This window comes from Bacillus methanolicus MGA3 (assembly GCF_000724485.1).
Lineage (GTDB): Bacteria > Bacillota > Bacilli > Bacillales > Cytobacillaceae > Bacillus_Z > Bacillus_Z methanolicus_A.
On sequence record NZ_CP007739.1, the window covers coordinates 3,084,675 to 3,107,948 of the forward strand.

The following is a 23,274-nucleotide window of genomic DNA, read 5'->3' on the forward strand; positions in this document are numbered from 1 at the left end:
GCCACGCTTCTTCCTCTACTGTCCGTTTCTCTTACTTAATTCAATGAATGCATATACTTTCAGTGCATTATATTCTTCTGGGGTGAGTCTTTTCGTTATCGCCTCTTTTATTTTTGCTTTCTCCTCCGGTGTGAGTCCGCCCTCTGCCATCCTGGCAAATTCCGTAAGCTCGCTCATAGAAAATTTGCTGAGTAGGAATTTCATAGCTTCTTCTCTAGATCGAAACATGAGTTGTTCGCTATTTGGAAATTGTTTCTTTTCCTTTTGATCCATATTTGTCAATTGTTTCTTTTCCTTTTGAACCATAGCTTTCTGCTGGCCATTTATTGGTTGTTCCTTTTCTTTTTGAGCGACATTCGAACTTGCCCCTTTACTTGGATCGCTACTCTTGTTCGATTCATTATTTAGACTCTCCTTGTTTAGCGGATTGACTTCTAACTGTTTCCCTAATAATTTCTTTGCTTCTTTCGGACCAAGTTCTTTTACAATGATTCCCTGAACATTTTCATCTTGTAACAAGTGATGAATATCTTCTTTAGATATTTGACTAGTAATTTCATTCATCATTTTTTCTGAAGCAATATTCATGCCAATTCGATAGCCACCAATCAATCCAAGACCTAATAAAATAAGGAGCGGTACACCAAGTATGATTCTTTTCATCTTCCAAAACGGTCTTACTTTCTTCCGATGGCTATTCCCGGCTTTTCGATAATAGAAACCATTCTCATCTTGATAATAACGAATCCCCATCCATTTCAACGGAGTCCAAATTTCTCTCATTAATGGCATGAAAATCCTCCTAGATCAAGTTAGTATACTAGGAGAATTATACTATATCATTTTTCCAATTACTATATAATTTTGGATATTATACCATCATTTATATGTTTTCTTTGGCTTGAAACGTTCCAAGTTTCAGGTCATGACCAGGCACCTGTCAGATGCTTTCCATATAGAGGGGAGTAATCTGAAAAAAGAGATCTTGCCCCTATCGTACTCAATATGTTTAATTGATGTATATTTATCGTGTAGTTAAATTGATCAAATCCTTTAAATAAATATGAAAAAAATCATTCAGATACGATGCACCTTAACAATAAATAATGGTTTATATTCGTTGTTAAACATATAAAATTCCATTTTCATTTAAAATTATTTTAATTCCTGGTCCATTTATAATTCATACATTTTACATCCCCACTTTATCAAAATAAAACAGCTCCTCACTAAAACTTGTTCAGTAAAGAGCTGTACTAACTTTCATCGTAATCCCCATTTTTAGGCGTTTGCGACTTCGAGCGATATTATTTCTCTTTCTTCCAATGATGTTTCTTTCACGCCAAAAAAACTTGCTTTCTGCTCTGCTCCTGATGGATGTAAACAGAACTACGAACATTTACAAGATGATACATTACTTACTTAAATAATAACTATTTTCTTCTACTTCTTCCCAGGTCATATAAATACGAACAATATCTTCCTCAATTAATTGTGTTCCTGTTTGCACTTCAATGAACTCTAAATCAGTAATCGCTTTAATTCCATGCTTAGCACCGGCAGGAATTTCAAGAACATCGCCCGGCTTCACGCGACGAATTTCTCCATTAAAAGCAAATTCCCCTTCACCTTTAATGATGGTCCACACTTCATTACGATGATGATGCATTTGATAGCTTAAGTTTTTACCTGTTTTAACACCTATTCGTTTTGTTATTACTTCTCTTCCATCTTCAAACTTTGTAAAATCTAATACACGATACCAACCCCAGCGACGCTCTTCATACATTGGACGTTGTTCGAAATCACTTACAAGATCCTTAATTTTTGGACTTGCTGCTTTATCTGAAACTAAAATTCCGTCCGGACTCACCGCAACAACGGCATTAGATACCCCTAATACGGTAACCGGAATATCCAATTCATTAATTAAATGAGTGTTTTCCGAAGCTGAAATAACACCTTTACCAATTTGAGTTGTTGCCATTTCTTCCGTTAACGTATTCCATGTCCCAAGATCTTTCCAATAACCATCATAAGGCAATACAACAATATGTTCTGTCTTTTCTACGACCTCATAGTCAAAGCTGATTTTTGGTAACTTATCATACTGCTTTAATAACTCATCATATTGAATTGGAATTCCTTTTTCTTTCAGCAAGGTAATTATGTAATCAAGCTTAAACGCAAACACACCGCAGTTCCAAAGCGCGCCTTGTTCAATTAATTCTGCTGCTTTTTCTTCCGATGGTTTCTCTGTAAAATGACTAACTCTGAAATAATCGTTTTCGCTAGGTTTAGATACAGGAACAATATAACCGTACTTGGCAGATGGGTAAGTTGGTTCTACACCGATTAACGCTAAATCAGCACCACTTATTAGTACGGTTCCCTCTAAATCTTTCACTCTATTAAAAAACTGATCTTCTACATATGGGTCAACAGGCAGTACAGTAACTACTTCGTTTAAGCTAATACCTTGAATGCTGTATAAGTATACCGATGCTAAAGCAATCGCCGGAAAAGTATCACGGCGCATCGGCTCAATAATAATAGGTACATCTTTTCCTAATTGGCTTTGAATCAAATCGACTTGAGATTTACTTGTTGCAATAACAGCCGAGTCAGCTAGGCCGACATTTCCTAATTGCCCCCAGACACGTTGGACCATCGACTGAAGTTTACCATTTTGATTCTCTAAAACTTTTAAAAATTGCTTTGAGCGGGCATCGTTTGATAAAGGCCAAAGACGTTTGCCAGAACCACCTGATAAAAGAACTAGTCTCATAAATCACCTAGCGCTCCTTTAATTTAATTATTTTTTGATATAAAATTCTTCATTTTTATCTACGAAAGTTATTACTTTTTCTTTAGTTAGATTGTTTGATGCTAAGGTTTTGTTGTGTAGCCTACCTAATTAAATCTCATCATCTCATTGGTCCTTCACCTTAACTTGTTCTTGAATTTTTGTTCCATTTTTGATGAAAATAAGCACGTGTTAGCTCCAATAGGGAGCCTTTATGACCAATCTTTAACTAGAGAAGCACTTCTTGTAAGCAATACATAAGCAAAATAATCTATCATTGGTTATAGACTGCGTTTCCACTTTGACTGTAAAACGCTTTGATCTTTAAGTGTTGTTTTCATCCTTAAACCACTTCTTGATTTCCCTTAATGCCATTCTCTGGATCAGGAAGTTGTTCAGATCAACAATTCGATTTCCACGTTTTTCTATTGCCTAATGATAAATCGGACTCCATTACGACAAAAATCTGTCGAATCCCAATAGTCGACATAGCCTTGGCCGAATAGAACATCTGGATCGATTTCAATTGCTCATCTATTTGCACGATCCGCATGTTTGAGAGGTAAAATCACGCCTTTTTCAGGAATCGTATAGTCTTAGTCTTTCTTGATGACGATTCGTAGATTAAAGCACACACCAGCTTTTGTCTTTCCTGAGGTAGCCTAAAAAATTTGTTTATTTTTAACATCTTAATTATTAGATTTTACAATTGAAAAAGGCGATCATATTGAGCATAAACCGCGTTTTTTGAGTAATAACTATTGAAAAACTCGAAAGATAATTTAGACATTTTCTCGTTAACTGTCTTATCAGTTAGCATCTTCATATGATGAACATAATTTTCAATTTTATTTTCGACAATACATTCGCCCTTTAATGGCAAATCGATTCCCTCTATTCCATAGTCTGTAGCAATAACAGGAAGCCCTCTTGAAAAGGCTTCTAAAGCCTTTAACTTTACTCCACTTCCAAATAATAAAGGAACAATCATTGCACAGGCTTTACTAAACAATGAGTCAAGATTATCAACAAAGCCTAACAGTTCTATATTATTGGGGTAATTTTCAGCAATTTCTATTAATTTTGGGCTTGGATTTTTACCTACAATTTGAAGTTTAATATTTGGTATTTCTTCAATTAACTTGTTCATATTTAATTTTATAAAATTATAGATAGACACATTATTATGCGGGATGTTCAAAGCACCTAAAAAAATAAAGATTGGTTCTCCGGTAAAGTTTCTATTGTATAAGATCTCTTTTCGATTGATAACTACTGGGCGAATCGATTTTACAGTTGAACAGTTAGAACGCTCATTTAACAGTTTAGTTTCCTTTTGGCTAATTAATAAACTATTTGAATACGCCTTAGCCGTTTCAATTTCTTTTTTTTTAATTAGCCTTCGTTCAAACTCTAGTAAAAACTTACTAAGTATTCTAAAGGAAACGACTTTTTGTGCAAAAACAGGGAGAAATTTCGAAAAGTTGCCAATTACATTAAAATCAACATCTGGGAATTTTTTAATAAATTTCAACATTTTTTCATATCTTACAGAAAACAAATCATCAAGGTAAACAAACTCTTTCGTATTATTGAATTGATAGCTTTCAAAAAACTGTGAAATCCGAATTGTGTCATAAACAACGATATCAAATCCGTTATTTTCAATATATTCAATCAGTCTCTTTTTTATTTTAGAACTAAACAAAACTGCTTCCTGTATACTTTTTTTTCTTAAGAGTCCTGAATAAATAAATACATTTTTTACCTGTTTTATCACACTTGGTTTATTATATAACTTTACCTTAACAACTGGTTCTTCTTCTAGAAAAGAATCACCAACAACAATATATTCTACATTTCTATTTCCATATCTTTCTATAAAATACTCAAGAATACTAGATAAAATAATTTTTTTGCCATTATCCTTGGGGTAAGGATATTGAGTACTTACAATTAATACTTTCAAAATAATTCTCTCCCTAACAAAGATTTTTTTGAATTTTTGCTACTTTGTTTAAGAACACTTTTGCACTTTTTTCCCAAGAAAATTCTTTTATTCTAGCATAACCTTTAACAATCATATCATTTTGAGTTTTATCATTTGTGAGAATTTCCTCAATTGCTTTTGCTATATCCTCGGGAGAATGGGGATCAATTAAATAGGCAGCATCGCCAGAGACTTCTGGAAGAGACGTTAGATTAGAAGTGATTACTGGAGTCCCACAAGCCATTGCCTCTAATATAGGTATTCCAAATCCTTCAAAGAATGAAGGAAATACAAAAATGTTGGCCATCTCATAGATATATGGCAAATCTCCATCTTCTACATATCCAAGAAAATGGACTCGATCCTCAATATTAAACTTTCGAGCCAGGTGTTTTAATTCTTGAAGGCCATTTCCTTTTGCACCAACTACTACTAAATCACAAACCTTTTTCTGATTATCGATAGAATATTTAATAGCATGTATAACATTTTTCAAATTTTTCCTCGCCGTTGCCGTACCAACAAATAAAAGGTATTCTTGTGGGAGATTATGCTTTTCCCTTACTTTCTCTTTATAGTTTTTTTCGTATTTACCCGTAAATAAGTTGCGATTGTATGAACAATATGTAATATCCAATTGGTTATCAGATACATTTGTATAATGCTTTAATATTGTTTCCTTTGAATATTTGGAAACTGTTAAAATATTTGTATTACCCAAAAGACTTAATCTTAAGAAAATCCGTAAATAAAGTGAGTGTAAGCTTGAATGATATTGTTTAGCTTCAATGAACGCTAAATCATGTACTGTAATAATACTTCTTTCACTCGGAAAAGATATAGGTCTTACAAAATTAGGTCCCCAGAAAATGTCTATTTTAAACTTTTTTAAGTATGGTGGAAGTAAAACATTTAGCCAAAATGGTTGATAAACCTGTTCTTTCCTGAATAAATTTCGATATTTATTTACTTCTATATAATTAACATTTTTTTGCTTAAATTTATATTTTATTGGTCTATCTGAAAAAAGATAATATTCATTTTTTAAATCCTGTTTAAGTATTTCTCCCAACATATTCTCAAGATAATTTCCAATCCCTGTTTTATTTTGTGAGAGTTTTCTTGCATCAACGGCAATTCGCATTATCTTTCATCCTTACCTTTCATATTATCAAAATAACTACTTAAAAAGACCGCTAACAAAAAGCAAAAATCGAAATATGATTAAAATCAAAGTTTACTAATAAGGAATTAGCTAAACAGAACGCATATTTACTATAGTTTCCACTCCACTTTTTTCTAGTTGGTTAGCATCCCAACAGGGGTTCAAGCATGCTGTGCCTATGACAAAGGTTTTGTTTTCTCGCAAATGGTGTTGTCCAAATACGAGCTTGCGCTGTAGCACGAACTCGTTTCAGACACTACTATGAAGAAAATGGCTGCGATTCATACAATGACAAGATATATGGACCAAGGCATGATATCCGTCAACTTTACGGAGAACCCCTCTGGCGTCCATCATGTGTTAGTGGCAAACAGTCAGTTGGCAATTAAGCATATGCATCTATTTCTGTATAATTATAACTTGATATGCAGTGGCGATCATGATAGGCTCGCTTGCATGCAAAATAATATGGTTGGCTCTTTTACATAAAATCATGACCGCAGAGGCCCCATGTAAAGTAGTGTGATGAATGAGTTAATATTCAATCGACCGAATCCTCTTATTTGCCATTTGGTACATTATTTAATTACCAAAAACACATCATGTATACAAGGTGACGTTTAATCGTTTTGGAGTAGTACAAGGGCAAGTTCCAGTTTATTAATACATGTACAGTTTACGTTGATGTACTAAGCTATCATAAAACAAGGAAGCTCCTTTCCAGAATAGTTAACTGCACATCTATTCAATCGAAAGAACGCTTCCTTGTCGCTTCTTATATTAATGGTAGGTTTTTGTAAACTTAAAAAATAACTCAATGAGCTATCTCAAACGATAAATGTCACCCAATTCTCCTAGGTCTAGGTTTAATCGATTGGTGATCATCCGAATCACATTACCAACTGAGTTCACTGCTTAGTGACTAACTGAAAGACATTCCCCATTCTTGTTGTGTAATCCCTATAACGACCATAAAATCGGTTCATATCGGACTATTTTGTAATATAGGAAAGGATTCTAAAACACAAACGACTGCATTCTTTTTGAGGCGCGGAAAGCGAAAAAATTCATTCATCGAAGTAACAATCAAATTTTTCGTCGTCCACTTAACCACGATGAAAACATACGTTGTATCTTATTAGTCAATAAGTTGTTCCAATTGGGTTCAATTATTTTTCCCTGCAGGAATCATGATTACTTTTTCAGGATAGCCCGTATCCTGCCCCAAACCAAGCCGTAAGTGAACCTTAATACAGAATTTGGTTTTACAAAGCGTCACCTATGATATTTTCTATAATGATTCAGCCATAGGGTGGGCGCGTAGTCCCTTTCGTTGTTGAGGATAAGCATATACAAACTATAATAAATACACTTTCGTTGTTAACTTTTTCATATTTATTTTTCTTGCTTATACTCCTCTATTCTTTGCATAAATCTGACAGAATGGAGTTGGTGTAACCGCCAAGTAGAAATGAACACTTTTTTACTTAATAATGCTGAATAAGAGTGAACACTTTTTTCCAGTAGAGACGTGCACTTTATTTGGAGAGGCGGGCATGATAGCCTATGTAAGCTGAGCCAGATGTATTGGTACAGCTGGCTTCCTGGCTAATAATCTTGCCCGCAGAGGCTCCATGTAATGTGACAATATGCCTGCACTAACTTCCAGTAAAGTGTTCACAACTAATTAGTAAACAGTGTTCAAAATTATCAGGCGGTTACAGTTGGAACTGTGATTTACAAAAAAGAGAAAATTGTTCTTCCTTTTTTTTCTTAGAGTTCATCCTTTATATTGGATTTAGACAGGGAATCAACTGACCATCCATTCATTATATAGATTTTCTTATTGAATTTTTTACAATTTAAATTTTTTAAATTGAATTAATGCAACGCTAGTGACTTTCTTTAAAATATAAACCTAACAATACACCACTTAGCATTAATAATTCTGCTGATTCTACAAAATTCATTGTAGCTCCAAATGAGAAAATAGAAAACATAACACCCACTAAAAATATACTTTTCCTTTTCTCTAAATCTAGGAATAATGTCTTCATAACAAAATAAATTATGATTGGTATTATTAAATAGCCGCAAGTTATTAGTATATAAATAAAAAAATTATCCGCAGGGTTGTACTTATCTAGTTCAAAATACATTTGAGGAGTACCAATCCCCCCAAGACCTCTACCAAATATAGAGAAATAAGAATCATTTAATAAATTTAATGCATTAGGCCACGTGTTAAATACTCGATCAAGATAGGAACTAAAAACTAAGTTCAATAAATCAATCGAAATTGAATGCGTTGAACTTAGATTTGTATTTACAATAGAAGTATAAAAAGGTGGGATTAATCCGTAAAATAGTAAAAACATCATAAAAAATTTGAAGAATATTTGTATAAAGACCCTACCCTGTTTAAAACTTATAGAATAAAAAACCTTTAGCATTACATATAGAATGAAAAACATAATTATCGAAAAATAAGCTGTTTTAGAAGTAGTTAAATAAATACCATAACCTCCCAATATTAGTACAATAAAATCATAGATTTTTTTTAAAACATTTTGCTTAGATAGTTCCTGATAATAGGTATATATAATAAATCTTATAATTATTAAAGCCGACAACAAATAGGCACTTGAAAAAGAAGATCTTTGAAAACCTGCTAATCGTTCTACCCCATTCATAGTCCAATAACGATTTGCTTGAACAACATGACCTGCTATTTCATACACACTATTTTGCCACGGTAAAATATATAGCTTATCTAAAACCAGGCCTAAAACTATAATTGGTATAGAAAATCTATACAAAAATTCAAAATATTCTTTATTAACTCCATAATAGTTAACAGCAAAATAAAAAGCAAAAAAAGGAAGAAAAATATTTATTGAAAATAAGATTTGTTTTAAAGCTAATCCGTTAATTAGCCCCACTATTAAACCAATAACCATGAGGATAATTATAAAAAATATAGCTTTATTTAACTTTAAAGAATTTAATATATTAATTGTCCCTGAAGCTATAATTATTAGTAATAAAATCTTATTTAAATATATTAATTGCGGATAACCTAAAAGACCCAAATAATATCTAAGCGGAGATTCAAACATATAAGTAAAAAGCCATAATGACAAGATAACTCTAACTTTGTTTTTCATTTTCGCCTAACCTTTAAAAATTTATTATAAAAATTTATGTGTTTTTGTAGAAGCTGATGAGAACCAAAGTTTAAGCTATATTTATAACACCTATTTCTCCAAAGATTTCTTTGCTCATTTGTATAACTATAATATTTTTTTAAAGTCAACTTAAGAGAATTAACAGAATTCGGCTCAAAAAGAAAAATCTTATCAATTATTATCTCTGGGATGCCGCCAATTGCGGAAGCGCAAACAGGAGTTCCTTGAATATATGACTCAATAATTACTCTTCCAAACGCTTCGTCAACTATTGAGGGGAGAATGGTTAAATCAACTTGACTCATTAATTTTCTTATCTCCTCTACACTTTTTTTCCCTTTGAATTTTATTCTTGGATCTCCATTTGCTGCTTTCATCAAAAACTCAATATCCGGACCTTCACCGCAAATTATTAAACTTTCTATTATATTTACTGGTAATTGTCGTACAGCTTCAATTAGTAAATGTACACCCTTATCAAATGTGGCTCTTCCGAAATAACCCAGTGATAATGCTTTTTTTCTTTCATCTAAAAATATTTTCGGAGGTATAGAAATTATTTCATCAACTGAATTAAAGATTACATCTTTTTCCGCATTCTTAAAAAACCCATATTTTAAATGCTCATCTAAGATATAATTAGAAATTCCAATTACCCCATCAACATTATTACTAAAAAACTGATTATATTTCCTAAGGAAATAACGTGGAACACTAAACTTTATAGGTCTTAGCAAACTAGAATCTCTTAAAGTATGAATTACGGGAATGTTAAGTGATTTACCTAATTTCCAAGCCAATACCCCTATACCAGATAAATTTTGGGTATGAATTAAAGCTGGTTTTATCTCATATAATAAATTTTTTATTTCTTTATACTGAATAATATTGAAAGCATTAATAATATGCCAAATTATTTTTTGTAAAGGATGTTTTGTTTTAATATCACCTAACCAAAATATATTATTTATTGGTAGTCTCCAAACAGTAATATCATTAATAACTTCTTTTTTTACTGTCCTAGTTTGATGTCCGACAGTAATAATGTTTACCTCAAAGTAATTTGCTAGTAACTCCGCAAGCTGTTTCGTAGAAATTTCTGCACCACCGATAAGAACTGGGAAATAAAAACTATTTATAATAACAATTGGAATACGTTTCATAAATTCTAACAACCTCTAATATTTAAAAAATAGTACTCGTGCAAAACGCATGATGATGCATAAATGATCGATCCTCTAGACTATAATTTTAAAATAAATATACCATTTTAAGATTAAAATATTTAATATTTTGTTCTCGGCTTGAATTTAAATCCAGATAGAAGACCTTTAATAATAACAAAAATCTTATATATCTTGAAAGTATCAGATTTCAAGCACCTAATACAATCTATTAAACTTCTGATAATATATTTCATAAGTAATTTATTGTTATGATGTTTACGAAGTATATATACAAAATTTCTATATGAATAATAATAATTTTTTATTCTATTTTTCTCTTTTTCGCTAACAATACTTAAGACCATTTGCTGTTTTCTTTTATGCAAAACTTCACTAGTACCTACTAAATAACCTTCATATTTATTAGTTATTCTTGTAGTATACTCTGTATCATCTCCCCAAATAAACATCTCTTTGATTGGTAATCCAATATCTCTAATAACATTTGTATTAATGAGTACTGATACAAAAGTGGCAGATTTAACTTTTACTATACCCATTTCTAAATATTTTCCCCACTCTGGATAACAACTATTTCCTACTCTAAAGTCAATTTCTGGGACGTTCATAGATGAACCATCTTCGCCGATTACCCTACTGCATAAAAAACCGATATTAGGTAGCCTTTCGCTGGCTTTTAATAACTCTTTTAGAGCATCCTCATTAGGTATAACATCATCATCCATTAACCATACCCAATCATAACCTTTTTGTATAGCTCTTTTAATTCCCTCATAAAATCCACCAGCACCGCCTGTATTATTTGGCATTTTTACATAGTGAATATTTAAGTTGTTCTTATAACTTAAGATGATATTTGTGATTTCCCAAGACTCCTCTAGATTAGAAGGAGGACTTTTTTCTAAAAACTTTTTTTCCACAAGAAATTCTTCAGTTAGATCTGTTGACGCATTATCAATAATATATATGGCACTAAGAGGTAAAGACTGATTAATTACCGCTGTTAAAGTCTCTACTAATAGATGTTTTCTATTATATGTGACTACAACAGCACATATTGTATCTTCTACTTTATTCATCTATAACTTCTCCTTGTATATCTTCTCTTTGAATATTTTAAGTGCTTTAGCAACCACCGCATCCATATCATAATACTGGTATTCTGCTAATCTGCCAGCAAAAATAACATTATCTAATTTATCTGCTTCTTTTTTATAAAGTTTAAATAAAATTAAATTTTCTTCATTCTTAATCGGATAATATGGTTCATTTTTGTTAGGGTCATATTCCTGTGAAAATTCTTTTACAATTGTAGTTTTATTTGTTTTTTGACCTGTTAAATGTTTGAATTCTGTAATTCTCGTAAAACTGTAATTATTCGGATAATTTACAGTTCCCACTTCTTGAAACTGTTCCATATCTATTGTCTCAAATTTAAAATTTAAAGAACGATATGGAAGATTTCCATGTTTATAATTAAAGAAATAATCAATAGGGCCTGTATATATTAATTTTCCTTCAAATTTTTGATCAAATAACTTTATTTCCCCTGTCTCGAGATTCATATCAATAACCTCTTTATAATCTGTATTAAGAAGAATTTTTATATATGAATGATCTAACATATTTTCAAACATTTTAGTGTAACCATACTTAGGCATTCCTTGGAACTGGTCCTGAAAATATCTATTATCTCTACTTATATAAACAGGGACTCTTCCTGTTACTGTAGGATCTAAGTCCTCAGGTTTTACTCCCCACTGTTTAATTGTATAGTTTAGAAAGATTTTCTCATATATATAGTTTGCCAAAAATTGAAGATCATCATCATTTACTTCTCTTAATTTAAGTATTGGGATTTTAACGTTAAAACCAAAATGCTTAATTAATTTTTCTTCAAGCTTTTTAGCTAAACTATTTGGGAATACTTCATATAAAGTATTTAAATTAAATGGAATTGGTACTTTCTTACCATCTATTAACCCTAATACATGATGTTGATAAATTAACCACTCTGTAAATTGGGATAGATAATCCCAGACTTCTTTAGAGCGTGTGTGAAATATATGAGGTCCATACTTATGAACTAATATTCCTTCTTTATTATAATAATCATACGCGTTTCCACCAATGTGATTCCGTTTTTCTATAATAATCACTTTTTTATTAAGCTGAGTTGCTATTCTTTCTGCTAGAACACTCCCCACAAATCCAGCACCAACAATAATATAGTTAAACATCCTTTTGTTTACCTCCAAAAAATCTAATTCCTTTTCTATTTAAATATAAAAGCATAGACATAGAAACAATGGTTTCAGTAATAAGCACAGAGGTTGCGGTTCCGATATGTTTAAAAGTTGGAACTAAGATAAAAGCTGATAAAATATTAAATAAACTTGATAAAATTAAAATAGTTGAAAAAGCTTTTTTATAGTTAAAAGTTAACATTGTTTGAATACCTAATATGTTACTCAAACCAACAATAAAAGGTAAAAAAGAAAGAATTTTCACTATAATAATCGATTCTTCATATTTTGTCCCTAAAACAAGGTTAACTAAGATATGAGAGAAGTAAAATAGAAAAAGTGAGGTAGCAAAAGTCACAATTCCTATTCCACAAAAAATTTTGCTTATAAAAGTCAAAGCCCTTTCTTTTGATTGTTGAGCTAAATTATTAATATAGGGGTAAATTGTTTGCGAAACAGGCTGAATTAATCCTTGTACGGCTTTTACTAATTTCTCACCTGAGGCATAATATCCCACAATCACATTATTGGTGAACAATCCTAGGATAAACGTATTGCTTATCGTATAAAGACTGGTAGCTATTGAAGAAATAAACACATACCATCCCTCTATTAACTGCTCTTTAATCATTTTTAAAGAAGGAATAGAGTAACACACTTTAAATTTACTAAATACGATAAATATTGATACACATCCTATTAATATAGAAGCGACAGAATTGATTATAGGAACATATTTAAAATCACTAACTTCCCTTATAAAAATAAAAATACATAACATAGAGATTAATCGAGTACTTATATTTAGAACCGTAATATATTTCATTTTCTCTAAACCTTGAAAAAACCAAACAGGAAAGAGAACATTGCCAATAACTATTCCAAAAGTATAAAAGTAAATATAAGAATGATACTTGAATTTATCAAATAAAGATACTGTTACATACAATAATAGAAGGCTAAGAATCATAAAAAATAACTTAATTGTTAGAACACTAGACAAAATCTGAGAAATTTTCTTCTTATCATTTCTATTTATTGAAATCTGCCTTGTAGCCGTTAAATTGAATCCATAATCTGTAATTAAAATGAAATATTGAATAAAAGCTTGTGAGAAAGATATTAAACCAAACTTTTCGGGTCCCAATATCCTTACAAGATAAGGGAATGTAATTAAAGGAAGAATATAATTTGCACCTTGCAGAATTGTTAAAGAAATGAAATTTTCGAACAATCTTTTCTTATCTGACATTATTTATTTACCCTTTTTGTTTTGATTTTATTTATAATTTTTATAAAACAAAAAACCCCTTATTTTAGTGGGGCTAATGACATTTCATTTATTTTAAGCTATAGCTTATAAGTATTTAGCTTTAATATCTTTAGTATTTTAAAAAGCATCTTTTGAACCAAATAAAACAAGTACAGTTTTAAAGATAATTTTAAGATCAAAAAGAATGGATCGGTTCCGAATATATTGTAAATCTAATTCTACCATTTCTTTAAAGCCGACATTGCTGCGGCCGCTTATTTGCCATAAGCCTGTACATCCCGGAGTCACAAGGAGGCGTTGTCTATCATATTCCGTATATTTCTCTACCTCTCTTGGTAAAGGAGGACGCGGTCCAACGAGACTCATGTCCCCTTTTAAAACGTTCCAAAGCTGCGGTAGTTCGTCAATGCTCGTTTTGCGGATGAATCTTCCTACCCTCGTCACTCGAGGATCATTTTTCATTTTAAACATTGCGCCCGTTACTTCATTATATTTTAATAAATCCTTCAATCTTTCCTCGGCATCAGAAACCATCGAGCGAAACTTATACATTTTAAATTCTTTTCCGTTTTTCCCAACACGAGTTTGAGAAAAGAAAACAGCTCCTTTTGGATCCTCGACTTTAATTGCAATAGCTACAACAAAAAATAGTAAACTCATAAGAATAAGACCAACAATTGCACCGATGATATCCATCACCCGTTTCGCAGTTAAATAAAATTTATTTTCGTCTAGTAATTGTTGCTGTGAAATTTTCTGGGGTGTATTAGTATGTACATGCTGTTTCGCTAATTCAGACGGCATATCGCTTTAATCCCCCCATTCATTCAGCCTAGTTTTCTTTCACTTTTTCTTGTTGTACAATCTCTTCTATAAACTTCAAAAGATCCGTACGTAAATCGTCATGTTGCAACGCAAACTCAATCGTTGTCTGAATAAATCCTAATTTCTCGCCTTCATCGTTGCGTTTTCCTTCAAACTCATAGTCAAACACCGACTGGATTTCGTTCAGCTTTTGAATTGCATCGGTAAGTTGAATTTCCCCTCCGGCACCTGTTTCTTGTTTTTCTAGGAATAGAAAGATTTCCGGTGTAAGTATGTATCGGCCCATAATCGCTAAGTTAGATGGCGCGGTTCCTGGTGCTGGTTTTTCGAAAAAATTGCGCACTTGGTAGCGGCGTCCTTGTTGCTCGATAGGATCAATAATGCCATATCGATGGGTTTGGTTGTCAGGAACAGCTTGTACACCAATGACAGAGCTAAGCGTTTGTTCGTATTGGTCAATCATTTGTCGTAAACATGGTGTCTCTGCTTGTACAATGTCATCGCCAAGTAAGACGGCAAACGGTTCGTCCCCGATAAAGTTGCGCGCACACCATATACATGTCCAAGCCCTTTTGGTTCTTTTTGGCGAATGTAGTGGATATCCACTTTTGACGGCTCTTTCAAGTTCTCAAGCAGATCAAATTTTCTTTTTTCAATTAAGTTTTGTTCTAGCTCAAATGCATTATCAAAGGTCTTCGATCGCGCGTTTTCCTTTTCCCGTAACAATAATAATGTCTTCTATACCAGATTCAATCGTTTCTTCGACGATGTATTGAATCGTTGGTTTATCAACGATCGGCAATATTTATTTCGGCATTGCTTTTGTAGCCGGCAAAAATCTTGTTCAGATTCCCGCTGCTAGGATAATCGCCTTTCTTACCTTCTTCATTCAAACATCTCTCATTTAAAAAATTCTTTTTAAAATATATAAAACTAAATTTCTATTATCCGATATAAATTATAGACACCTAGTTTTAGCATCTCTCTCAAAAAATTTTTTTAAAAATATATAAAACTAAGTGTCTATTATCCGAATAAATAATAGACACCTAGTTTTATATAAAATGAAATGTGAAATGGGCATCTAACCCGCCCTCACGCCACACCATCGACGACAGGCGTCTAAGGTGAACGGACCGTCATCGTCCTCCACCCACAGCATGGCCGAGTGCCTCCATGGATAACGGACAGGAAGCCTCGCCGGTCAGGTTTTATCCTGACAACTGTTGCTAAAGACAAAAATAAACTTATTTAAAAATCCCTAAAAACTTTTTCGTTTTTACTCTTTTTGGCTTTTCTATATAGACGGCATTCCCTTGCACTAGAAGTTCAGCATTTTCTATAAACAAGTACACCATGTCTACTCCGTATTTTTTTTCAATTTCATCTAATGCTTCGTTTATCTTAAATGTTCGATTCGAGATATTATGAGCATCTGAAGCGATAAAGTGGGTTAAGTTAGCTTCTATTAATTGCATTGAAAACTTTTTAATATTTTTCCCGAAGTGGCCTGTAATACTAGAAGCGGTTACTTGGGTTAAGGCTCCCTTTTTCACGAGGTTGTATAATAGGTCCGGTTGTTCGATGATCTCTTGATTTCGTTCCGGATGAACGATAATAGGTGTCAAACCTTGCATTTGAATATCGAACAGCAATTGTTCTGTATATCGGGGTAAATGATTAAAAGGAAGCTCTATAAATAGATACTTCCCTTTATTACATAAAGTTAAGATTTGATCCTGGTTATAATCTTCCAAGATCTCTCCATATATTCTCGGTTCTTGGCCGGGCAACACATGAAGCGGGATAGATTGTTTCATTAAGGAAAGGTTTAGTTCTTCTACTTTTTCTAAAATTCTTTGTTTCGTATTTTTATAATATCCGTTGTTATGATGAGGTGTTGCAATGATTGTCTGAATCCCTTCTTTAACAGCAGCTTTCGCCATTTGAATACTGTCTTCTAAATTTCTTGCCCCATCATCAATTCCAGGCAAAATATGACAATGTATATCAATCATTACAATCACCCCACATATTTCCCATTTATTTTCCTTTTAATAGTAACATACTCACAGGATTTGTAAATGGGAAAATTTTGTCGAATCCAAATTATTTCCCGCCGTAATAATAGTAATATTGGTTGCCTTTTACTTTTTTATTATTTAATACTACACCCAGAATTCTGGCATTTGCAGCCTGCAGCATCTCTTTTGCCTTTATTGCTTGTTCAATCTCTGTCTTTCCGCTTGAAACGACGAGGATTGTCCCGTCACAACGATTTGCCATAATTTGCGCGTCTGTCACTGCTAAAATAGGTGGTGTATCAAACAGAACAACATCAAATTCCTCATATACTCTTTCTAAAAACTCATCCATTGCTTTTGATCCTAATAATTCTGCCGGGTTTGGAGGGATTGGGCCGCTCGGTAAAACATAAAGTTTTTTTTCATCTGTTTGAACAACAGCTTCCATCAAATCCATTTGTCTTGTTAATACATTTGTCAGACCAATGGTATTCATTAAATTAAAGGTATAGTGGACAGTTGGTTTCCGCATATCTGCATCGATCAAGAGAACGGTTTTTCCCTGTTGAGCAAAGACAACAGCCAGGTTTGCAATTGTAGTCGTTTTTCCCTCTCCAGGTCCAGGAGACGTAACTATTAATGAGCGGATTTCTTTATCAATAGAAGAAAACTGGATGTTCGTTCGGATGGTTCTATATTGTTCCGAAATAGGCGACTTAGGATTTAGTTTTGTAATTAATTTGCGTTTATGTTGTAAAAGAGCTTTTTTCTTATTTTTAAGAACCAACTGTCTCACCTCTATATCTCGCCTTCCGTTCCGATCTTATACTTGAATCATTTTGCTCATCAATTGTCGCAATGACGCCAAGCACTGGAAGTTCCAATAATTTTTCAATATCCTGTTCTGTTTTTATTGTGTTATCCAGATATTCTAGTAAAAATGCTAATCCAACACCTGTCATCAAACCGACAACTAGCGCAATGGCAATATTTAATAATGGTTTTGGTTTAACAGGAGCTTGATTATCTGTAACAGTAGCTTTTGCAAGAATGCTTACGTTATCTACATTCATAATCTTAACGATTTCTCTTTTAAAGACTTCAGCCGTTTTGTTTGCAATTTTAGCAGCCTGATAAGGATCAGGATCTTGTACGGAAATATTAACTACCTGTGAATCCTTTTCACTTTGGACATTTATCTTTTCATTGAGTTCTTCGGTAGTCATGTCCAAATGAAGCTCTTTAATTACTAAATCCAATATTGCAGGACTCTTTATGATCACATTATAAGTATTAATTAATTGCAAGTTTGTTTGTACTTCATTGTAATTGTATAAAGCCTGTTCGTTTTTTGCTTGGTTAACTAGGAGTTGTGTAGACGCCTCGTAAATCGGAGTTAGGAAAAAATAACTGACAACTCCACTAACCATGACTGACATTAAAGTGACAATTAAGATTAAACTTAGCCTCTTCCTTAGTGTCATAAATAATTCTCTTAAACTTATTGTCTCTTCCATTGTGTCCTCCCTAACATTCAGATGAAAAAACTATGTCATATTATATCATATTATGTTGTCAATTCTTGTTTCTCTTGTCATAATTTTAATATAATCTTTACAAGAACTAATTGATGAAAAAGCCGAAATGATTCTTTTTGAACCAAAGACAATGAAATAGTAAGAATAGAAGATTCTTTGGATAACATTACGAAGATCATGACGGAAGTTAAAAACAACGATCAAGAACTCAATAGAAAAGGCTGTCTCATAAGGGTCAGACCCTTATGAGACAGCCTCTTAATTCAACTCTAAATGTTTTTTCAATTCACTTTGGACTCTTTGTTTTTCTTTGTCGCTGACAATTAAATAAAAAACGCCATTTATTCTTGTTCCATTGCCCTTAATCGTCATTTGTTCAATATGATTGCCTGCAGTTTTATAATTCTTTTGAATTTGAACCATTTCATCAAAGGTTAAGTTTGTTTTTACATTGCTGCCCAGCGCCTTAAAAATCTCATCATAGTTGGTTAACGTCGACAAACTTGCACCTTCTTTAATCACTGCTTGAATGATCTCGCGCTGCCTTAATTGTCGGCCATAGTCTCCCCTTGGATCATCATATCTCATCCGCGAAAACTTTAAAGCCTTTTCACCGTTTAAGGTAATTTCTCCTTTCGGAAAATGGACTCCTTCATACGTAAAGTCCAAGTCATTATTAACGGTTACTCCACCGACAGCATCTAAGATATCTTTAAAACCTTCCATATTAATCTGCATATAGTAATCGATTGGAATGTCCAGGAAGTTTTCGACTGTCGCTATTGACATTTCAACCCCGCCAAACGCGTAAGCGTGATTAATTTTATCTTCTGTTCCTTTTCCGACAATCTCAGTGCGGGTGTCGCGCGGGATGCTTAACATTTTTACTGAGTTTTTATTAGGATTTACTGTTAAAACAATTATTGTATCTGACCGTCCCCGGTCTCCTTTCCGTTCATCGACTCCTAACATGAGAACGGAGAATGGCTGCTTTTTCTCTAATGCAACCTGTTCCTTGCGCTTTTCAGATGTTTTCCGGTCAATTGGATGATGCATCGCTTCTACTGCATTTGTGAACGATTTATAGACCGAGTATCCATAGGCTCCTGCTCCGAATATCAATAATAAGAGAACGGCCCCTGTAATGCGAAGCCAGGTTCTCTTTTTCTTTTTCTTTTTCTTTCTCTTTTCAACTCTCATTTTGGGCAACCTCCCAAGCTTTGCAAAAAAATAAATCTAAACAATCTTAAGCATAACAGATATTTTTGAATCTGAACAAACAATTTTTTACAATATTCTACGAAATTCGCACTATTCATTTCACAAAATGTATGGATTGTCTTGAAGTCAAGTAAACTAAGACATAAAATAATAGGAAAGGAAAAGGCCGTTTATCCCTCTCATACTTAATTTGCTAGGCAACAATTGGAGTTCTACCGTCGTGAGATTCTAAAATACTTGTATTCTGTATCGGTTAATTCTGAAGGAGTTTTTCCAGGCTCTTTTCAATTCGTTATTAAAGATTTTAATTCATTCCTCTAGTATTATTTCTTGTATAACTACTCTCATTCCTAACTAATATTTAATCAAACATTTGATTAATAAAATGAAATATGTTTTCTCGCATATCTTTAAAAAAATTCAGCCTCCCACTGAAACTTGTTCAGCAAGAGGCTTTCAGGTTTACTTAACATTTCGACTATGCCATTTCCATGCGCTTGCGATAATGTCTTCAAGTGAATATTCCGCTTTCCAGCCAAGTTCTTCATAAATTTTTTGCGATGATGCGACAAGGCGGGCCGGGTCACCCGGGCGGCGGTCGGTGTATTCGATAACGGCTTTACGGCCTGTAACTCTTTCGCACGTTTCAATTACTTCTTTAACGGAATAGCCTAAGCCGTTGCCGAGGTTGTAGATCGCGGTTTTCTTTTTGCCGTCAAGCAGTGCTTCTAAAGCAAATATATGCGCCCGCGAAAGGTCGGTAACATGGATGTAGTCACGAATGCATGTGCCGTCCGGTGTATCATAATCCGTACCAAAGACAGAAATTTTCTCGCGCTGGCCTAACAAGTGCTGTAAAACAATCGGAATCAAATGAGTTTCCGGGTTATGGTTTTCGCCAATCTCCGCCGACTCATGCGCTCCAGCCGCGTTGAAATAACGAAGCACGACATAGTTAAGACTATACGCCGCAGCAAAATCCGCTAAAATTTGCTCAACCATTAATTTTGAACGTCCGTCTGGATTAATTGGATTTGTTGGGCAATCTTCTGTAATCATTTCAACATTCGGAATCCCATATGTTGCTGCTGTTGATGAGAAAATAAAGTTTTTTACATTATATTTCAGCATCGTTTCTAACAATGTTAACGTCCCTGCAACATTGTTTTGATAATATTTGAGTGGTTTAATCACCGATTCGCCAACTAAGCTGTTCGCCGCAAAATGCATGACGGCCTTAATCGGGTATTTTTCAAAAATCGCATCAAGATCCGCTCGATTACCTAAGTCGCCTTGAACAAACACCGCACGCTCATCGACTAAATATCGATGACCAGTCGATAAGTTATCAAGCACGATTACTTGCTCTTTTTTAACTAATTCTTTCACTAAATGACTGCCGATATAACCGGCACCGCCAACGACTAAAATCATACAAATCCCCCTTAAAAGTAGGGGTCTGGCCCCTACTTTAGTTGGGGCCAGACCCCTTCAAAAGACCTAAACAAGTACGGTTCTCGGTCCTTTCTTTCTTGGATATTGTTCATTGTCAACCGAAGTATCATCAAATGGCTTCCCGGCAGGAACCGCCCGCTCACGGCCCCATGCCCGAATTTGTTCGATTTGCTCAGGACTTGTTTGCGAAAGAGGAACAACATTTTCAAAATACTTAATAAAGGTTTGGTCCGTAATGGAATCGTCACCTTTTACAACTGCTTGTTTGACAACATCCCTAACGGCAGCTTCAATATCAGCACCGGCGAATCCATCAGACAGACGTACTAGCTTTTCGAGAAGACTTGGACTCACATCTCGTTTCAAGCCTTTGTTGATATAAATACGAATAATTTCTTCACGTTCTTTCGGTGTCGGTAAATCGACAAAGAACAACTCGTCAAAACGCCCTCTTCGCAGAAGCTCCGGTGGAAGCTTTGACACATCATTCGCTGTTGCAACAACAAAAACACGTGCTGGGCTTTCTTGGAGCCAATATAAAAATTGACCGACCATACGCGTGGACGTACCGCCATCTCCGCCTCCAACAGCACCCGCTAATCCTTTTTCGATTTCATCAATCCAAAGTACGCAAGGTGCAACATGATCAGCAGTGGCTAAAGCTTCCTTTAATCTTGCTTCACTTTGGCCTAAATATTGGCCGTGAATCGTAGAAAGATCAAGCCGGTACAATGGCAGATTCCATTGAGCAGCAATCGCTTTTGCAGATAAGGATTTTCCACATCCAGGAACACCAACTAATAAAATACCTCTTGGAGGGCGAATCCCGCGATCGCGCAAGTCTGCCGTTAACAGCTTTTCATTGGCATCCAGCCAGCGCTTCAAACCTTCTAAACCGCCCACTTGATAATCTTCACGAATTTGAACTCTCTCAATCCCTGAAATATCAGCAAAAATACGATCCTTCGCGTGCATAAGCTCTTTTAAGTCTTCATTTTTAATGGATCCATTTGCTAAAAGTGTAGCAATTACGTTTTCTGCTTCAATTTGGCTGATTCCGGCCAAGATGGCAGCAGCCTGTTTTTCTTCCTCTTCACCCCACTCAATCGGGATTTCTCCGCGATATGGTGAAATTTGATCCCGGATAATCATTAACATTTCGTCTTCATTCGGCGGAGCAAGCGTAATCGACATTCCGAGGCGCTGTAGAGGCCCCCAAACAGGTTTATTAGTTATAACAATAATACTACCGCCTGTTTCTGTTGCCATCATTGCGAGATCTTGAAATTGTCTCGCCGTCGGTGTATCGTCCTCAATATCTTGGACCTCTGTGAAAATAAACGTTAAATTTTGTTGTTGACTAATTTTTTGGCTTGCAAAATCAAGTCCCCCCATAATGGAGCGATCATCATTGACAAGGCGGTTTGAAATAATATCTCTCGTCCCTTGAGAAATCGTATGAAAAAACACTGGAATTGAAAGCTTATGTGCAATCTGTCCTGCAACATCCAAAGCTCTTGAACGTTCGGAAGTTCGAATCGAAATAAAAGGAATTCTTGCTTTTAAATATCTCTCTAACGTACTTAAACAGCTTTTTAAATCATTCATGGCAATATAACCCTTCTTCTTGTAGATTTTGGTCCCTTTATAGTGGTGTTTTCATCTGTTTGAGATGTGCTGATAGAAGAACCAAATACATTTTCAACTTGATCGAAATGTGTGATCGGATTATTTTTTATAAGCATTCGTAGACGCCCTGTTCGATCTGTTTTTGAGCTATCCTCCAGGGATTGCTGTGTGCTTTTCGCATATTCTTGCAGAATATTATACATCGACTCTCTTACTTGTTCAGGAAAAGCAGGCAAAAGTGCAACACGTTTTAAAACGGCTAAACGCTTGCGTGCCGATAATATCGCTTTTACTAGAGCTGTTTCATCCCCATTCCAATGGTTTAGTTCTTTCTGAAGCTGATCGGCTATTTGACGAAGACGGAAATCGATTGTTTCATAAAGGCGCTGCGTAAGCCGCTCCGCAACACCTGTCGTCCATTCGATACTCCCTTGTTCCATGAATCGAATTGTCTCTTCATCCTTCGTTCCCTCTTTTAATTGATCAAAGCAATCAACCCACTCGGCATAAGTAGTCGGTATGCTCATAACAATTTCGTACTCCTTCTTTTTACAAGCGTAGCCGGCGGCTTTAAATCCCATTCAGGAAATTGTGTCGCAAGCGCATTGTTTGTTGTTTCTTTTTCAACTTCTTCAAGGACTTTTAAAAAGGCACTTTCTTTATTTTCTTTTGATTTATTTCGATTTAATAGACCCGCTTGGTTTTCCGGATGACTCATCGTTATTCT

The 23,274-nt window shown here is 34.1% G+C and carries 18 protein-coding genes and 1 pseudogene; all 19 read right to left on the bottom strand.

Features of this window, described 5'->3' with window-relative positions:
- Positions 1–15: 15 nt before the first annotated feature.
- Positions 16–792 (bottom strand): hypothetical protein, encoded by a 777-nt coding sequence (locus BMMGA3_RS16830; RefSeq protein WP_003346625.1) that lies wholly within the window; start codon positions 790–792, stop codon positions 16–18.
- 622 nt (positions 793–1,414) lie between these two features.
- A complete protein-coding gene (locus BMMGA3_RS14990; RefSeq protein WP_003346627.1) occupies positions 1,415–2,788 on the bottom strand; it encodes a sugar phosphate nucleotidyltransferase in 1,374 nt (457 codons plus the stop codon).
- Positions 2,789–3,509: 721 nt separating this feature from the next.
- Complete coding sequence (locus BMMGA3_RS14995; protein WP_003346628.1) at positions 3,510–4,775, bottom strand: glycosyltransferase; 1,266 nt, start codon at positions 4,773–4,775, stop codon at positions 3,510–3,512.
- Between the two features lie 13 nt (positions 4,776–4,788).
- Complete coding sequence (locus tag BMMGA3_RS15000) at positions 4,789–5,940, bottom strand: glycosyltransferase family 4 protein (protein WP_003346630.1); 1,152 nt, start codon at positions 5,938–5,940, stop codon at positions 4,789–4,791.
- Between the two features lie 1,913 nt (positions 5,941–7,853).
- Positions 7,854–9,128, bottom strand: coding sequence for a hypothetical protein (locus BMMGA3_RS15005; protein WP_003346632.1), 1,275 nt, complete (start codon positions 9,126–9,128; stop codon positions 7,854–7,856).
- The gene (locus BMMGA3_RS15010; protein ID WP_003346634.1) at positions 9,125–10,312 is read right to left on the bottom strand and encodes a glycosyltransferase family 4 protein; all 1,188 of its coding nucleotides are present in this window, start codon (positions 10,310–10,312) and stop codon (positions 9,125–9,127) included. Before BMMGA3_RS15010 ends, BMMGA3_RS15005 begins: the two co-directional genes overlap by 4 nt.
- A 122-nt stretch (positions 10,313–10,434) precedes the next feature.
- On the bottom strand, positions 10,435–11,415 hold the full coding sequence (locus tag BMMGA3_RS15015) for a glycosyltransferase family 2 protein (protein ID WP_003346636.1): 981 nt from the start codon (positions 11,413–11,415) through the stop codon (positions 10,435–10,437).
- Positions 11,416–12,576 (bottom strand): UDP-galactopyranose mutase, encoded by a 1,161-nt coding sequence (glf, locus tag BMMGA3_RS15020; RefSeq protein ID WP_003346638.1) that lies wholly within the window; start codon positions 12,574–12,576, stop codon positions 11,416–11,418.
- Positions 12,569–13,834, bottom strand: coding sequence for a flippase (locus BMMGA3_RS15025; protein WP_003346640.1), 1,266 nt, complete (start codon positions 13,832–13,834; stop codon positions 12,569–12,571). The genes glf and BMMGA3_RS15025 overlap by 8 nt, the downstream gene beginning before the upstream one ends.
- Positions 13,835–13,972: 138 nt before the next feature.
- On the bottom strand, positions 13,973–14,659 hold the full coding sequence (locus tag BMMGA3_RS15030) for a sugar transferase (protein WP_003346642.1): 687 nt from the start codon (positions 14,657–14,659) through the stop codon (positions 13,973–13,975).
- Between the two features lie 28 nt (positions 14,660–14,687).
- Positions 14,688–15,515, bottom strand: a pseudogene (galU, locus tag BMMGA3_RS15035) (UTP--glucose-1-phosphate uridylyltransferase GalU).
- Positions 15,516–15,927: 412 nt separating this feature from the next.
- On the bottom strand, positions 15,928–16,698 hold the full coding sequence (locus BMMGA3_RS15040) for a tyrosine-protein phosphatase (RefSeq protein ID WP_003346647.1): 771 nt from the start codon (positions 16,696–16,698) through the stop codon (positions 15,928–15,930).
- A 91-nt stretch (positions 16,699–16,789) separates the two neighbouring features.
- Positions 16,790–17,491, bottom strand: a complete 702-nt coding sequence (locus BMMGA3_RS15045; RefSeq protein WP_003346649.1) for a CpsD/CapB family tyrosine-protein kinase — start codon at positions 17,489–17,491, stop codon at positions 16,790–16,792.
- Complete coding sequence (locus BMMGA3_RS15050) at positions 17,481–18,221, bottom strand: YveK family protein (RefSeq protein ID WP_003346651.1); 741 nt, start codon at positions 18,219–18,221, stop codon at positions 17,481–17,483. Before BMMGA3_RS15050 ends, BMMGA3_RS15045 begins: the two co-directional genes overlap by 11 nt.
- 279 nt (positions 18,222–18,500) lie before the next feature.
- A complete protein-coding gene (locus BMMGA3_RS15055; RefSeq protein WP_003346653.1) occupies positions 18,501–19,442 on the bottom strand; it encodes a polyisoprenyl-teichoic acid--peptidoglycan teichoic acid transferase TagU in 942 nt (313 codons plus the stop codon).
- 483 nt (positions 19,443–19,925) lie between these two features.
- Positions 19,926–20,897 (bottom strand): UDP-glucose 4-epimerase GalE, encoded by a 972-nt coding sequence (galE, locus tag BMMGA3_RS15060; protein ID WP_003346654.1) that lies wholly within the window; start codon positions 20,895–20,897, stop codon positions 19,926–19,928.
- 66 nt (positions 20,898–20,963) lie between these two features.
- Entirely contained in the window at positions 20,964–22,526 is a 1,563-nt protein-coding gene (locus tag BMMGA3_RS15065; RefSeq protein ID WP_003346656.1) for an AAA family ATPase, read from the bottom strand.
- Entirely contained in the window at positions 22,523–23,074 is a 552-nt protein-coding gene (locus BMMGA3_RS15070) for a hypothetical protein (RefSeq protein ID WP_003346658.1), read from the bottom strand. Before BMMGA3_RS15070 ends, BMMGA3_RS15065 begins: the two co-directional genes overlap by 4 nt.
- Positions 23,071–23,265, bottom strand: coding sequence for a hypothetical protein (locus tag BMMGA3_RS15075; RefSeq protein ID WP_003346661.1), 195 nt, complete (start codon positions 23,263–23,265; stop codon positions 23,071–23,073). The genes BMMGA3_RS15070 and BMMGA3_RS15075 overlap by 4 nt, the downstream gene beginning before the upstream one ends.
- Positions 23,266–23,274 lie beyond the last annotated feature (9 nt).

What these genes read in the sequence shown, in the direction of transcription:
- BMMGA3_RS15030 (WP_003346642.1), bottom strand. Translation starts at nt 14,659, where the DNA reads ATGCCGTCTGAATTAGCGAAACAGCATGTACATACTAATACACCCCAG.
- BMMGA3_RS14990 (WP_003346627.1), bottom strand. Translation starts at nt 2,788, where the DNA reads ATGAGACTAGTTCTTTTATCAGGTGGTTCTGGCAAACGTCTTTGGCCT.
- BMMGA3_RS15050 (WP_003346651.1), bottom strand. Translation starts at nt 18,221, where the DNA reads ATGGAAGAGACAATAAGTTTAAGAGAATTATTTATGACACTAAGGAAG.
- BMMGA3_RS15070 (WP_003346658.1), bottom strand. Translation starts at nt 23,074, where the DNA reads ATGAGCATACCGACTACTTATGCCGAGTGGGTTGATTGCTTTGATCAA.
- BMMGA3_RS15015 (WP_003346636.1), bottom strand. Translation starts at nt 11,415, where the DNA reads ATGAATAAAGTAGAAGATACAATATGTGCTGTTGTAGTCACATATAAT.
- BMMGA3_RS15065 (WP_003346656.1), bottom strand. Translation starts at nt 22,526, where the DNA reads ATGAATGATTTAAAAAGCTGTTTAAGTACGTTAGAGAGATATTTAAAA.
- glf (WP_003346638.1), bottom strand. Translation starts at nt 12,576, where the DNA reads ATGTTTAACTATATTATTGTTGGTGCTGGATTTGTGGGGAGTGTTCTA.
- BMMGA3_RS15025 (WP_003346640.1), bottom strand. Translation starts at nt 13,834, where the DNA reads ATGTCAGATAAGAAAAGATTGTTCGAAAATTTCATTTCTTTAACAATT.
- BMMGA3_RS15040 (WP_003346647.1), bottom strand. Translation starts at nt 16,698, where the DNA reads ATGATTGATATACATTGTCATATTTTGCCTGGAATTGATGATGGGGCA.
- BMMGA3_RS15075 (WP_003346661.1), bottom strand. Translation starts at nt 23,265, where the DNA reads ATGAGTCATCCGGAAAACCAAGCGGGTCTATTAAATCGAAATAAATCA.
- BMMGA3_RS15010 (WP_003346634.1), bottom strand. Translation starts at nt 10,312, where the DNA reads ATGAAACGTATTCCAATTGTTATTATAAATAGTTTTTATTTCCCAGTT.
- BMMGA3_RS15055 (WP_003346653.1), bottom strand. Translation starts at nt 19,442, where the DNA reads ATGAGAGTTGAAAAGAGAAAGAAAAAGAAAAAGAAAAAGAGAACCTGG.
- BMMGA3_RS15005 (WP_003346632.1), bottom strand. Translation starts at nt 9,128, where the DNA reads ATGAAAAACAAAGTTAGAGTTATCTTGTCATTATGGCTTTTTACTTAT.
- BMMGA3_RS16830 (WP_003346625.1), bottom strand. Translation starts at nt 792, where the DNA reads ATGCCATTAATGAGAGAAATTTGGACTCCGTTGAAATGGATGGGGATT.
- BMMGA3_RS15000 (WP_003346630.1), bottom strand. Translation starts at nt 5,940, where the DNA reads ATGCGAATTGCCGTTGATGCAAGAAAACTCTCACAAAATAAAACAGGG.
- galE (WP_003346654.1), bottom strand. Translation starts at nt 20,897, where the DNA reads ATGATTTTAGTCGTTGGCGGTGCCGGTTATATCGGCAGTCATTTAGTG.